Consider the following 12,972-nt stretch of genomic DNA (forward strand, 5'->3'; position numbering starts at 1 on the left):
CGGCTATTCGCTTCCCTGACCGCGCGCGCGCCGCCGGCCGTGCTCGCGCGCGTAAGTCGCCGGCGTGCAGCCCACATGCCGATGGAAACGCCGCGTGAAGTGGCTTTGATCCGCGAAGCCGGTCATCAGCGCGATCTCGGCGAGCGGAATGCCGGTCTCCGCGATGAGCGCCTGCGCGCGACGCACGCGGCATTGCTCGACGAAGCCGATCGCCGTCGTGCCGGTGGCGCGCTTGAATAGCCGGGCAAAATGAAACCGGCTCACATTGGCGATGGCGGCGAGCTCCGCCAGCCCGATCGTTCGATCGAGGTTGTCCTCGATATACCCGATGAGCCGCGCGAGTTCCGCCTTCCCGAGCGAAGGCGGTTCGTGGATCTGTACGGGTTCGAACGCGTTGTAGCTGCGCAGCAGATGCGCCGCGAGGACGCACGACGCATGATCGACGATGAGCGCTTGCGCGGGATGCGGCTTGCGTTCGAGTTCGCCGAGAAGAATCTGCGCGACGCTCGCGATGACCGCATCGCGCGTCTCGAAGACGTTGCGGACCTCGACCTGCGCGGTGCTTCGGTGTCCGATCTCGTCGGCCGCGGAGGCGATGAGCGAAGTCGGGATGCGCAGGCGCGCGGATGCGGCCGCGTCGCCTTCCCACGTCGAGTCGCAGCCCGCGGGCATCAGCAGCGAAACGCCTGTCGAGATGATGCCTTCGTGAATCGCGCCATCGCGTCCTTGAATCAGGCGCGCGTGGCCGGACGGGCAATAGCAGATCAGATGATGATCGAGCGCCGGGTAACGTTCGGAGCAGTCCTTGAGCGGCCGGTAAAGGTCCACCGTGACGCCGCTCCATCCGCGCGCACGTGTGGATGCGGTGGGACGGTGCGAGAGGATATCGACGATTTCGTCGATGGAGACGAGTTTCGGTGCGCCGCCTTGTTCGATCCGCGCTGGCGTCGTCATGATTGCCTCGCTGGGGGGTCGGGTTCGAGGCGGATATCGTCTCATACTGCGCAGGGGGGACAAAATGATGGTGTCGCGCGGATACCTTCCATTGTCATAGACACTCGCCATAAGGCATCGCACCAGAGCGACGTGAGCACATGGCAGGTGATCCCGCATAGCTCGGTCAGCGCGACCGCGCGCATGGCAGTCGAGTCTGCTTTCGGGAAGAAAACATACGTGCAAGGCGTCGGAAAGCTGATTTACGCCCGAAGCGCCCGCGCCCGATTGCACGGGCATATAACCTGACGACGCCGTAATCATCAGCGTAAAGCCTGGTTTTGAATCGGTAAGCAATACATGCCGCGTTGCGAAAGATGGGAAGACATTCGAAAAAGCATTTCGCTTCGTACTTCCTATTTCCTACACTCAACCTGTATCCATTCGGAAAACTAAAGATGCGGCGATGGCAGCGAGCAACCAAAATAAGGAAAAACCGTTCGACTGGCGCATGTTTGGCTGGCGCCTGTTGTTCACGATCGCCATCGGCTGCCTGGCGGCGCTGATCCTGCCGAGCCGCTTTACGGAGGAACTCGGCGCGCAGAAAATCGCGAAGCTTGCCGCGCCGCTTGTGGGTTACTTTTATCCGATGGAGTATCGCGACGACATCACCGTGCTCCTGATCGACGACGAAGCGCTTTCCGTTAAAGGGTACTCATGGCCACCGCCCTTCGATTTCTACGCGGACCTGCTCAGGCTCATCGACACCCCCGCTGACATGGCGCCGGCACGCTCGTACCACCCGAGAGCCGTCTTCTTCGACATCGTCTTCGAGCACGAGCAAGAGAAAGAACGACTCGCGGAGTTCGAGACTGCGCTCGACGCGATCAACGCCTCCAGTCTGGCTCACCGCAAGTCGCGCGATGGACCGCCCGTCGTATTTCTGGCGGCCCGTCTGGGCGAGCACAATGATCTCAGCATCAACAAGGATCTCGAGCATTTTTCCGGTGCCACCAAGGCAGGGATCGAGTATTCGCCCAACGAAGTCGATCGCATCACGTGGACCTACCCGCTTTTTCTCGATCGGCCGACGCAAGCGCCATCGCAAGCGGAGCATCTGGAGATCAGGCAGGCGTCCACGAACGGGCGTGCATCGGCCGCGTCACTTCCGCCAAAGCGGCGCAGCGCCGCGCTGGCGATCTATGAGGATGCCTACGGCTTACCCGAGCCCACGCCTTACACGCCCGAGAAGCCCCCCTCCTCAACGATGGTGCTGACCTGGGGACTCGACACCGCGGAATCTGGCCTGCTTTGGAAAGCCGAGGAAGACGAGGAGAAGAAATCTCGCGAGGACACTTGGTTGAGCGCCGACTCCGAAGCCACGTACCGAAGCATGTACTGCACGTCCGATGAACACGACCGCGTCCTCTTCGCTCGCGCGGAGGCGCGATCCATCATGCGCAGCCTGAGTCGGCCCCTATGTGTATTCCATCGCACGATTCACGCGAACCAGCTTTCCAACATGACGCCCGGTGAATACAGAGAGGCCTTCGACAACAAGGTGGTGATGATCGGAACGTCGCTGCGCTATTCGAACGACATCGTGGTTTCGCCGCTGCACGATCGCATCCCGGGCGTCTTCCTGCATGCGATGGCGCTGGACAATCTGCTCACGTCGAATGGCCACTATCAGGAGAATTGGGAGGCGCCTGGTTCTCCATTCGACGAACACTGGCCCCGCTTCGCCGCGCTCTGCGTCATCGGGCTGGTTCCCGTGGCGCTGGTTCGCGCGCTAAAGGAATTGGCGAGAGACAAATACAGGGAATGGAGACGCTCGCGCCCCGGACCCAAACCGCATAAGTTGCATAGAACGTGGCGACGGAGAAAGTATCTGGACGCCGCTGTCAGGTTTCTAATTTTTGCCCTGAGTGGCCTGGCGCTCATCATTCTCGCGACCTGCCTGCTCGTGCTTGGCCAAGCACTGGTGCATGTGCCGTATCTGGCCGTATCGCACCTCGTCGCATGTGCGATGGCGGTCGAATGGTTCGATTGGGGTAGTGATCTCGCTAACTGGGTCTTCGACGTCAAGGAGTAAGCAACATGAACAACCGTGCTACCAGGTCGATGTTCACCATGCTCGCCGTCGCCGCCGGGCTTGCGCTGTCGACATTGTCGCCCGGCGTCGCTTATACCGCGGAATCGGCGGCCACCGTCGAGCCGATAAAAGCCGGAACGCCGCTGAAGCTCTATGAGACGCCCGAATTGAAGGACGGTGCTGTCAGCGCGCCGCCGGACAGCATGCCGTTGCAAGTGGAAGGCGCCGCGAAAAATGGCTTCTATCCCGTCAATGTGCGAGGCAAACAATATTGGGTCGATGGCATGGACGTCAAGATGCAACGCGCGAACCGCGCGACGTGCACGGCTGGCGCATCGGTCCACGCCGCTGGCCAACTCGGCGCCGCCACCAACAGGTGCAAATAATGAACACCATGAACCGGCGCTGCTTCTGCACGGCCTGCGCGGGCCTCCTGCTCGGTGCATGCGCGGACGTCAAACTGCCCGTCGATCTCGGCAGCATTACCGGGACCAACCGGAACGCGGGCGATATGGACGGCGTCGGCGTGCTGCCCCCGCCGCCGCAGCGAAGCTGGCCCGACCCGAAGATCGAGCTCAACAAGGCGCGCGCCGACGGCTACGGCCTCGTGCCCATGCCCGAAATGGAAGCCTATCTCAACGGCCTGCTCGCCACCATCAAGAAGACCGCGGGCACACCCGGCTATCCGGGCTCCGTTCACATCATCGCGGATACGGCGCTCAACGCGAATTCGGATCCCGCCGGCCACATCTTCATGTCGGTCGGGTGGTTGCAGTCCGCCGAAACCGAAGACGAGATCTTCGCGATCCTGTCTCACGAGTTCGGGCATATCTATCTGAACCATCATGCGATCTTCGACGTGCGCTCGGCCGGCCAGCGGTCCGTCGAGGTCGTTTCGCTGGCGTGGTCCGTCGCGAACAAACCGCCGACGGCCAACTCGTGGACCGGTATCGACAACGTCGGCGTAGTCGATACGCTCGGTACGCGCGTGATGTTTCCAGCGTGGCAGCGCAGCATCGAGGAGCAGGCCGATCGCTTCGGGGCCACCATCAGCCTGCGCTGCAACTATTCGTACATCGATGGATTCAAGGCATTCTTCGAGCGCGTCATCACCTACGATCAGCAGGCGAAGGAACGGCGCCAGAAACTGCGCGAACAGCAGGCGCAGGTGGCGCGCGCGAAGGCAAGCAAGGATGCCGCGACGAAAGCGCACTCGCAGCCTGTCGTGCCTGTATCGATCGCCGGCTCGAACGCGGCGCGCCTGAATCAGTTGAGTAGTCTGTCGGCGCTCAGCGATGCCGTCTCTTCCTATACGTCGATACGCTCGGACACGGAGGTCGGCCTCACGCAGAGCGCCTTCGATCTGCAGCAGATGATCGAAAACCAGATCGATGAACAGATGGACGCCCTTCACGACGACCATGGCGATCCCGCCGCGCGGGAGGAAAGCCTGACGAAGCTGGTGCGCCCGGTGATGGGCGACAAGCGTCCCGATCCACGCAAGGAACCGTGGGAAGCCGCGAAGAAGCGCGGCGCAACACCGACGGTCCTGGCGCACTACGCATCGACGACGGACGTGGTGAGCCTGCAGGCGGCGGGCCAGTACGGGCAGGCGCTGGATCAGGCGCAGCGGGCGGCGTCCGGTGTCACCGCGAACGATGCCTATCCGCTGTTCCTGCTCACGAACCTGATGGCGCTCGCGCACAGCGGATCGCCGGATGCGCAAACGCAGGCACTGCGGCGCAACCGGAATTCGCGCGATCCGTCGTGGCTGATCCAGGCGAATCTGGCGCGTCACATCGCAGCGAACGACCCGCGCCAGGGCGAGTCGTTTCTGATGCAGCAGTTCGATTACTTCGACAGGGCGCCGGCCGCGTGGCCCTCCGTGGTTGCCTACTATCGCGAGCGCGGCAACGTGCAGCACGCGAACGAACTTGCGCAGACATGCAGCCTCACGTATCCCGAGATGAAGACCGCATGTGTCGCCGCAGCAAAGGCGCCGACGCAGCAAGCCAAGGCAGATAGCGGTAACGAGTTCGACAAGGCGCGCAGCAAGGTCGTCGACTGGGCGAAGAGCATTCTGCCGAAGTGATCCGCCTCGCGGAGGTTTGTCGAAGGGCACTCCGACACGCACGTGCCCTTCGTCGTGCGCACGGCTTTAGGCGAACATCAGACGTCGCCGCCATAGCCGGCCAGTTTGCCGCGCGCCGTACTGATCAGGTAAGCGCCACCTGCACACCGATGCGTTCCGTGAAAGCGGAGGCGCCGGGGCGCTGTCTGGTCAGTCCAGCAGCAGCAACACGGCGTTCTCGACGCTGGGCTTGCGCGGCGCATCGGACTTCGCGATCGGCCCAACTATGTTGACCACCATGGGCACGCTCGGCTGGCGTCATGCGTACGGGACGCTCGTACCCGCGCAAACAATGGTGTTCGCAGGTGGTGCGCCTTACATCGTCACGGGCGTCCCGATCGCACGCGACGCAGCCGTCGTCGAGGCAAACATCGACGCAATCATCGGGAAAAATGCCAAGGTCGGCGTCGGGTATAGCGGACAGGTCGGCGGGGGTAACCAAAGCCATGGCGTCAAGGCTCGCTTCCTCTACCGGTTCTGATCATGGAAACCTTCAGCGAACTCAGAGCGGCGCACGCCGCTGTACGGGATCCAGTGCTCGACATTGCAAACAGACGGACGGCCCGCCCGGCGGCGCGCAGCCGCGATTGACATGTTCGAGCACGGACTCCGATGCGGTCTTTGCATGCGTGCCTTTGCGAAAGCGGTACGCGACTGTGCCGGCTTGCCCCATCGAAGTGAACATCACTTAGTCGTGTCTATTTACGCCGATTAAGATAGGTTGAATCTAGGCGGGTAATCGACTGCAACCCCTTTATGCGCCTCGAGTTCGATGAGCTGGCCATCATGTCGATTTATAAAGTTTTTAGGCCACTCCGCGCGCACAAGGGAAGTCACAAACAGGGTTCCGGTCCTTGCGCCACAGACCATCGTAGGCGCGTGACACGGCATCGCAATTTTCTTGATAAGGACACCGCGCCCATCAAATACATTAATCCTTCCCGCGGATACACCGGCAGACCAGTAATTGCCAGAAAGATCGATCATCGCCCCGTCAGGGCGTCCCTGTTCCTCTCCGCTGCGAAACCACTCCCGTATCTCGGAGATTGTCCCTGTAAGCGGATCCCACTTCGACTGAAAGGCAACACCGAGAAAACTGTCGGAAAATTTGAAACCGTGTCCGTCTGGGGTGAACGAAAACCCGTTTGCGATGAACAAGCCGTCGTGAATACGATTGATCCCACCGTTTCGATCCATTGCATAAATCGCGCCCGTACGTGCTCTCGCGCCTGAATCATCCATGGAGCCAAAAAGAAACCAGTTACCACACGGCGAAACCCTCCCCTCGTTGAGTCTATTCCCCTTGCGATCGGGCTCCGGAGCTGCGATGTAGCGAGATACACTTAGTCGCGTATCGAACACCCGCACCTCGTCTTTGAGCGCAAGGAGAATCTCGCCGGATTCAGTGCGGCACGCAGCGCCAATGATTTTCGGCATCAGCCACTTCGTCAGGCGCATCCCCTGCTTGTCCAGCAAGAGCAATTCCGCGCCCCGGACATCGATCCACAGCAACGTCTGAGTCGGATGGTCCCAGGTCGGGCACTCGCCCACCGAGTTATCGACGCGGTACTGATAGAACGCAAAATCCTTATCACATTCGATCAGCTCTCGTTTGATCGGTGTGACCGACTCATGGTATGGAGTTTTCATACTGGAAAGAAGCGAATGATCCGCCCTGGAAGTACTCAGCGATGGGGTCGGCGGTGGTTTTCGACGCCACCTCGTCGTAGAAGTCGTCCGATGAGTCTTTTGGACAGTAGCCCAACTCTGCGGCGCGATCGTTGTTCCACCAGCTTCGAGAATTCCTCGATACGCCGAAGACCAACTCCGATTGGTAACTAGCCGTCAAGCCAAGATGCACCATGTGTGCAAGATCGCGCGGGCTAATCCAATGGGAAAGCATGCGTGCATCGGTGGGCTTTTCGGCGCAATGGCCTATGCGAATACCGAAACCACTGATGCAATGTTTGTCGCTGTAGTACTGGGCGACCGTTTCCATGAATACTTTCGAGATGCCATACCGCGAATCAGCTTTCGGCGTCTCGGTGCCGTTCAACACCGTCGATCGCGGATACAATCCGACTGCATGATTCGAACTTGCGTAGACAATGCGACCGACGCGCGCCCGCCTTGCCTCTTCCCAGAGCGTCGCCACCGGGACAATGTTGCTAGCGAGGATGACGTCCCAGTCCCCCTCCCGCGGGTAGCCTGCGAAGTGCACAATCGCGGTCGCGTCCTGAAGCAACTCGCTCACCGAGTCCGAGTCCTCCAGCGAACAACTGAAGGAGCGTTCGTTTGGAAACAGCGGCTCGGTGTCGACCTTGTCGCATAAGCGAACTTCCGCCGCGCAACTTGCCAGCATCGGTCGGATAAACTGCGCCAGCCTGCCCGCCGCGCCGGTCAGCACCACCGTTTTGATCAAAGAAGGATTGGAATCAGGCATAACGTGGCGACGCCTCCAGCGCCCAAGCTCGGTATTCGTTCCGCAAATCTTCATCTAGCAGCGGATAGAGGCCAGGAAGCGGTGTGCCTGCGCGCACCTTGATGTCCACCCAATCCTCGTACATCGTCTGGATCATCGCCTCCCGCGCGACGTCCTCCGCGAGATGCTGTGGAATGCAAACGACCCCCTCACCATCGGCCACGATGATATCGCCCGGGTAGACGGAGACCCCGCCGCAAGCAATAGGAAGTTGCCGATCCACTGCATGATGACGGATCAGATTGGTCGGCGCTGAGGGACGAAGGTGATAAGCCGCGATGGGGAGTCGTGCGATTTCCGGGCTGTCCCGAAACCCGCCGTCGGTGACGATGCCTGCGCACCCCCGGGTCAACAAGCGCGTGACGAGAAGATTCCCGGCCGACGCCGCGCTCGCGTCGCCCCGGCTGTCAATGACCATGACAGAGCCGGCAGGACACTCTTCGATTGCCTTGCGTTGTTGATGCTCGGGATTCTCGAAGGCATCAAGCGGGTCCAGATCCTCGCGGGCCGGAATGTAACGAAGGGTGTAAGCAGGTCCCACGACTCGAACGGCGTCCGGGTTGAGTGCAGACAAGCCTTGAAGAAAAACGTTTCTGAATCCGCGCTTGAAAAGTACCGTCGTAAGCGTAGCAGTCGAAACTTTGTTGAGAAGTTTTCGCGTTGTCTCGTCCATGAAATTTCCGTGATAAGTTTTACCGTGAAGTAAGCCGCGCACGATGTGTACGCGCTTGCATGTAAGGGGTTTGATCTTCGGTACCGGGATTCCATCCGCCGCTCGGAAGTGCGGCGTTACGCACGCTGGGATGTGCCTCGACAAAAGCGTGATCCAGCGACACACCAAGTCCTGGCGCGCGCGGCGTTAAGAGTGCGCCCTCGCTTGCTTGCAGCATCGGCGTAGCCGCACGGGCTTTCCCCTCCCAATCCGGTTCGAGCCGCTCCATGATCAACCCGTTAGGAATCGAACTCATAAAGTGGAGCGCGGCGAATTCCGCAACCGGACCAAGCGAGCCCGAGTGTGGCGCGACCAAGATAGAACGGGCTTCTGCAATGGCTGCGATTTTCTTCAGTTGCGTGATACCGCCACATCGACCGGTATCCGGTTGCACCACATCGATGAAGCCGTCGGACATAAGCCGTTCGAACTCCGCAAGCGTGCCCAGGCGTTCTCCACTGGCCAAAGGAAGTGCAAGCCCATCACGTACGCGCTTCCACCCGCCGCGATCGTCCGGTGCGACTGGCTCTTCAAGGAAGAGAAGGCCGAGTGGTTCCAACGCGCGACCCACGGCCAACGCGTCGGCCCCATTCAGCCATGCGGGCCCGTGCAGGTCGACAATAAGGTCAACATCCGGTCCGACCGCCTCGCGCACGGCCCAAGCGCGTTCGACCACCGATTGCGTGCCACCGACCTTGAGGGTACGCACGCCACGCCCGACGGCAGCGAGGGCAGTCTCGGAGTCTTTGACATGTACGTAGTACGGTACCGACTTCCTGACGGACCCGCCAATGAGGTCGACAACCGGGCACCCCAGCGCTTTTCCCTTAATGTCCCAAAGTGCCATGTCGATCGCCGCGAGCACACCTCCTGAAACGACTCCAGTCTGGCCGTGACCCATCAACGCTACGCGTAGCTTCTGCTGGATTCGCTCTGTCTCGAAAACCGGCTCGCCCTCTAGAAGATAGGCAATGTCGGAGACGCCTGTCGCCACCACCTTCGGCCATCCGGACGCCTCCCCAACGCCCAGGAGCCCCGAGCTTGTCTCGATTTCAATAAACAGCCAATTCCTACCGGTACTCAACGCGCTTTGCCCGGTGCCGGTCCACGCCGTGTATGACGGACCTGCCGCCTGCATCAGACAACTTCGTATCTGCTTGATTTCCATCGCGCACCCTAAGAAAAGTCACATTCAATTACTTGTTGACGTCAGCGAGCCGTTTCAAAAGGTCTGTCCGGGCGGACTCGGCATGCTCTAGCGCTGCCTTTGACGCCGCTACCGCATCGCCCTTACGCACCGCTGCGACAAGTTTCTTGTGCTGCGAGACGACCATGTCGAGGCGCCGTTCTCCGTATCCGATCGACCGTCGAAGCGCGTCCACCAAACTTGAGCGCGACGACAATACGTCGAGTGCGGGTTGATTCGCGGCCACTCTGTTGAACGCGCGGTGAAACTCGCGGTTGGCGAGCACCGCCTCACGGATGTCGTGCGCGCGTGCGGCAGCTTCGTGTCGGGCCCGCGCCTCTTCAATCGCATCGACATCGGCCGGCGTGGCGATCGTCGCCACTCTTGCCGCAAGCATTTGTTCGATTGCCCCACGCAGATCGTAGATATTGGCGATGTAAGACGCATCCACGCGCGGAATGACCGCCCCTCGATGCATCTGCATGTCGATGATGCCCTCCCCCTGCAACTGGAGCAGCGCCTCCCGAACTGGGTTCGCGCTGACTTCGTAACGCTTGACCATCTGCGCCAGGGTGACGTGAGAGCCTAGCGCCCAGACGCCCTCCGCAATGTCTTCTCGAATCTGCTCACGCAGTCGCACATAGGTCGGAGTATTCAACGGTTCCATGGAGGGCTTGCCAAAGTGGATGGAGTACTCTTACTATATCATGGATTTTATAAAATCCATAGAACACGCGGCAGGCTCGATCAGTGCCCATCGGGTCGACCGCAAGCGGATTCGCCGGTTCGAAGCGGCCACTCCAGGCAACTCAACGGCCCAAAAATCAAAGTCGAAGACGTCTATTCAGGAGACACGAATGAAGTTGGGGAGTCGCAAGAGCATTGCCACCATCGCGACGGCCGGATTGGCCCTCGCCGCGCCACTCGTCGTTAAAGCACAATCGAGCGTCACGCTGTACGGCTTGATCGACAGCACCATCCGCTATTCGACCAATCAAAACGCGGCGGGCAACCGGAAGGTGCAGTTCACCGACGGCATCCTGACCGGCAGCCGCTGGGGTCTCACCGGCAAGGAAGATATTGGTGGCGGAGTGAAGGTCACGTTCACCTTGGAGAACGGGTTCCTGCCAGGTACCGGGGCTATGACCCAAGGCTTGGAGTTCGGCCGCCGGTCCACGGTCGGGATGGAGAGTCGCTTCGGCACAGTGGATGTCGGGCGCCAGTTCGATCTAGCCCACGATGTCATAGCCAGCTACGACGCTATGGCTATTGCAAATGCGCCGATCCAGGGATACCAGGGAAGCTACGTAGGGGGCAACCGCACGGATAACACGATCCGCTACACGCTTCCGGTACAGGACTGGAGTCTCGGCCTTCAATACACATTCGGCAATGTCGCGGGCAGCCTCAACACAAGTTCGAGTAAAGGTGCGGCGCTTACCTACACCCACGGTGCGTTCTCAGCTGGAGGCGTGTATCAGGTATTCAACGACGTCACGAGCACCTACTTTCGATTGACGACTCCAAATAGTCAACAGCGCACATGGTCGCTTGGTGCATCGTATGTCATCGGACCCGCCAAGCTCTTTTTCGCATACATCAACAGCCAGCTCGATACAGCTGACTACCGCAACAACGTCTACGACGCCGGCATTCGTTACTCCATCACGCCTTCAATACAGTTTGTCGGAATCACCTTCTACGACCGTCTCCATCACGCTGGAAAAAGTGGAAATCGATTCACCGTGTCACCTTTGCTCGACTATCTCCTGAGCAAGAGAACGGACGTGTATGTTGCAGCCGATTTTTCGAAACTGAGCGGCGCGTGGATCACGCTGGCGAGCCAGCCCAACTTCTCCACCCCCTTCTATGGCCGCTCCTCGATGGTTCAAGGCACGGTGGGGCTACGGCACAGGTTCTGAGGGCAGATGCACAGGAGACTTTCTGCACAGCGGCCGTGCAAGTCTTGCAGGCGATGTTCGACCGGTGCGTCTTTGCAGTGAACGCTATTCGATGAGGAAGGTAGTAATGATGGAAACTTCGACCCCCCGCGCAGGCTGGCAGCGCTTTGTAATGCTCGCTTTGATCACCTGCGTTCTCGCGCTTAGTACGGCTGACCGCGCCACGCTGGCTGTGGCCGGACCTGGTATGAGCAAGGAACTCGGGCTCACTGCGGTCCAGATGGGATGGCTCTTCGGCGTCTTTGCCTGGGCCTATATGATCTGGCAGTTGCCCGCGGGCAAGCTTGTGGATCGGTTTGGCACGCGGATGAGCGTATTTCTGAGCATCGTCCTTTGGTCGATTGTCACCTTTATGATGGGCGGTGCGGCGTGGCTGCCCCAGGCCTTCGCGGGGTTACTGGTCTTGCGGTTTCTCCTGGGAACGATGGAGTCCCCCGGGGGCCCTGGCGCGGCGCGAGTCATCGCAACATGGTTCCCGTCAAGCGAGCGAGGCTTTGCGGGCGCCGTATTCAACTGTGCCCAATACCTTTCGTTGGGCATCTTCATGCCATTGATGGGCTATGTCGCTTTTCATTTCGGATGGAAGCACGTGTTCGGCGTCATGGGGATTTTGGGGCTCGCACTTGCGGTGGTGTGGTGGCTTCTTTTCTATACGCCTTCGGAGCGCAAACGCATCACGCCGGCTGAGTTCGATTACATCAAGAACGGAGGTGCTTTGGTCGACGAAGGCGCCAACCGACGCGGGGGTCCGGAAGCACTTTCTGCGGAGCCGGCAATCAACGTCACTCAGCTTCTCAGAACACGGATGATGATGGGAGTGTGTCTCGCGCAATACTGCATCAGCGCCATCACCTTCTTCTTCATCACCTGGTTTCCAGCTTACCTGGTAAAGGCCCGGGGCTTCTCCATCATGGAGGCAGGATTCGCGTCCGCGTTGCCCGCGATCTGCGGATGCGTCGGTGGAGTGAGTGCGGGCATCGTTTCCGACTGGCTGCTGCGCCGCTCGGGGTCGCTCAGCGTCGCGCGCAAGATCCCCATCACCGTGGGTCTTCTGCTCAGCGCAGTAATCGTTGGATGCAACTATACCGCCAGCAATTCACTGATGGTCGCCCTGATGTGCTTGTCGTTTTTCGGCAAGGGTTTTGGTTCGCTGGGCTGGACCGTGGTCGCCGACATGGCACCCGCCCGCGCGGTAGGCCTCACCGGAGGCCTGTTCAACATCTTCAACGCGGCAGCCGGCATCATCACACCCGTGGCGATTGGCTACATCGTCCAAATGACGGGCAGCTTTGAGCTGGCGCTTGCTTTCGTTGGATGTCATGCCGGTCTCGCCATTATTTCTTATTGGCTGATCGTAGGACCGATCCGGCGCATCGAGATCCACTCAGGCAAGGCGCTACCGCCGGCACCGATAGTGTCGACCCGGAGCACCCGCCCAAATAAATCAATCTAAAGTGGCGGGCCCCGTAGCC

General features: G+C 60.1%; 12 protein-coding genes. 6 read left to right on the forward strand and 6 right to left on the reverse strand.

Going from position 1 to position 12,972, the window contains the following annotated elements; genetic code table 11:
• Nucleotides 1-3 precede the first annotated feature (3 nt).
• Nucleotides 4-954, reverse strand: a complete 951-nt coding sequence (locus NCS28_RS19925) for a helix-turn-helix domain-containing protein (RefSeq protein ID WP_250515473.1) — start codon at nucleotides 952-954, stop codon at nucleotides 4-6.
• Between the two features lie 445 nt (nucleotides 955-1,399).
• Between NCS28_RS19925 and NCS28_RS19930 the strand changes: the two genes are divergently transcribed.
• From NCS28_RS19930 to NCS28_RS19945, 4 genes are all read left to right on the forward strand, one after another.
• A complete protein-coding gene (locus tag NCS28_RS19930) occupies nucleotides 1,400-3,028 on the forward strand; it encodes a CHASE2 domain-containing protein (RefSeq protein ID WP_250515474.1) in 1,629 nt (542 codons plus the stop codon).
• Between the two features lie 38 nt (nucleotides 3,029-3,066).
• Entirely contained in the window at nucleotides 3,067-3,414 is a 348-nt protein-coding gene (locus NCS28_RS19935) for a hypothetical protein (RefSeq protein ID WP_250515475.1), read from the forward strand.
• Entirely contained in the window at nucleotides 3,414-5,120 is a 1,707-nt protein-coding gene (locus NCS28_RS19940) for a M48 family metalloprotease (protein ID WP_250515476.1), read from the forward strand. The genes NCS28_RS19935 and NCS28_RS19940 overlap by 1 nt, the downstream gene beginning before the upstream one ends.
• Before the next feature lie 181 nt (nucleotides 5,121-5,301).
• Nucleotides 5,302-5,640, forward strand: a complete 339-nt coding sequence (locus NCS28_RS19945; protein ID WP_250515551.1) for an autotransporter outer membrane beta-barrel domain-containing protein — start codon at nucleotides 5,302-5,304, stop codon at nucleotides 5,638-5,640.
• 230 nt (nucleotides 5,641-5,870) lie between these two features.
• Here the strand turns inward: NCS28_RS19945 and NCS28_RS19950 are convergent, their stop codons facing one another.
• Genes NCS28_RS19950 through NCS28_RS19970 form a run of 5 tightly spaced genes read right to left on the reverse strand, consistent with a single transcriptional unit; the run spans nucleotide 5,871 to nucleotide 10,206 of the window.
• Entirely contained in the window at nucleotides 5,871-6,809 is a 939-nt protein-coding gene (locus NCS28_RS19950; RefSeq protein WP_250515477.1) for an SMP-30/gluconolactonase/LRE family protein, read from the reverse strand.
• Nucleotides 6,790-7,602: an NAD-dependent epimerase/dehydratase family protein gene (locus tag NCS28_RS19955; protein ID WP_250515478.1), complete on the reverse strand. Its 813-nt coding sequence runs from the start codon at nucleotides 7,600-7,602 to the stop codon at nucleotides 6,790-6,792. Before NCS28_RS19955 ends, NCS28_RS19950 begins: the two co-directional genes overlap by 20 nt.
• A complete protein-coding gene (locus NCS28_RS19960; RefSeq protein ID WP_250515479.1) occupies nucleotides 7,595-8,314 on the reverse strand; it encodes a ribonuclease activity regulator RraA in 720 nt (239 codons plus the stop codon). The genes NCS28_RS19955 and NCS28_RS19960 overlap by 8 nt, the downstream gene beginning before the upstream one ends.
• Nucleotides 8,315-8,333: 19 nt before the next feature.
• A complete protein-coding gene (locus tag NCS28_RS19965; RefSeq protein WP_250515480.1) occupies nucleotides 8,334-9,521 on the reverse strand; it encodes a mandelate racemase/muconate lactonizing enzyme family protein in 1,188 nt (395 codons plus the stop codon).
• Nucleotides 9,522-9,549: 28 nt separating this feature from the next.
• Complete coding sequence (locus NCS28_RS19970) at nucleotides 9,550-10,206, reverse strand: GntR family transcriptional regulator (protein ID WP_250515481.1); 657 nt, start codon at nucleotides 10,204-10,206, stop codon at nucleotides 9,550-9,552.
• Between NCS28_RS19970 and NCS28_RS19975 the strand changes: the two genes are divergently transcribed.
• Nucleotides 10,205-11,461, forward strand: coding sequence for a porin (locus NCS28_RS19975; RefSeq protein WP_250515482.1), 1,257 nt, complete (start codon nucleotides 10,205-10,207; stop codon nucleotides 11,459-11,461). The genes NCS28_RS19970 and NCS28_RS19975 overlap by 2 nt on opposite strands.
• Nucleotides 11,462-11,567: 106 nt before the next feature.
• A complete protein-coding gene (locus NCS28_RS19980; RefSeq protein WP_250515483.1) occupies nucleotides 11,568-12,953 on the forward strand; it encodes an MFS transporter in 1,386 nt (461 codons plus the stop codon).
• Nucleotides 12,954-12,972: the final 19 nt, after the last annotated feature.

The sequence above is a fragment of the Caballeronia sp. INDeC2 genome, from assembly GCF_023631325.1.
Classification (GTDB): domain Bacteria; phylum Pseudomonadota; class Gammaproteobacteria; order Burkholderiales; family Burkholderiaceae; genus Caballeronia.

Excerpts from the sequence above, each read along its gene's own strand:
- NCS28_RS19970 (WP_250515481.1), bottom strand. The coding sequence starts at position 10,206 with ATGGAACCGTTGAATACTCCGACCTATGTGCGACTGCGTGAGCAGATT.
- NCS28_RS19950 (WP_250515477.1), bottom strand. The coding sequence starts at position 6,809 with ATGAAAACTCCATACCATGAGTCGGTCACACCGATCAAACGAGAGCTG.
- NCS28_RS19955 (WP_250515478.1), bottom strand. The coding sequence starts at position 7,602 with ATGCCTGATTCCAATCCTTCTTTGATCAAAACGGTGGTGCTGACCGGC.
- NCS28_RS19960 (WP_250515479.1), bottom strand. The coding sequence starts at position 8,314 with ATGGACGAGACAACGCGAAAACTTCTCAACAAAGTTTCGACTGCTACG.
- NCS28_RS19965 (WP_250515480.1), bottom strand. The coding sequence starts at position 9,521 with ATGGAAATCAAGCAGATACGAAGTTGTCTGATGCAGGCGGCAGGTCCG.
- NCS28_RS19975 (WP_250515482.1), top strand. The coding sequence starts at position 10,205 with ATGGAGGGCTTGCCAAAGTGGATGGAGTACTCTTACTATATCATGGAT.
- NCS28_RS19940 (WP_250515476.1), top strand. The coding sequence starts at position 3,414 with ATGAACACCATGAACCGGCGCTGCTTCTGCACGGCCTGCGCGGGCCTC.
- NCS28_RS19925 (WP_250515473.1), bottom strand. The coding sequence starts at position 954 with ATGACGACGCCAGCGCGGATCGAACAAGGCGGCGCACCGAAACTCGTC.
- NCS28_RS19980 (WP_250515483.1), top strand. The coding sequence starts at position 11,568 with ATGATGGAAACTTCGACCCCCCGCGCAGGCTGGCAGCGCTTTGTAATG.
- NCS28_RS19930 (WP_250515474.1), top strand. The coding sequence starts at position 1,400 with ATGGCAGCGAGCAACCAAAATAAGGAAAAACCGTTCGACTGGCGCATG.
- NCS28_RS19935 (WP_250515475.1), top strand. The coding sequence starts at position 3,067 with ATGCTCGCCGTCGCCGCCGGGCTTGCGCTGTCGACATTGTCGCCCGGC.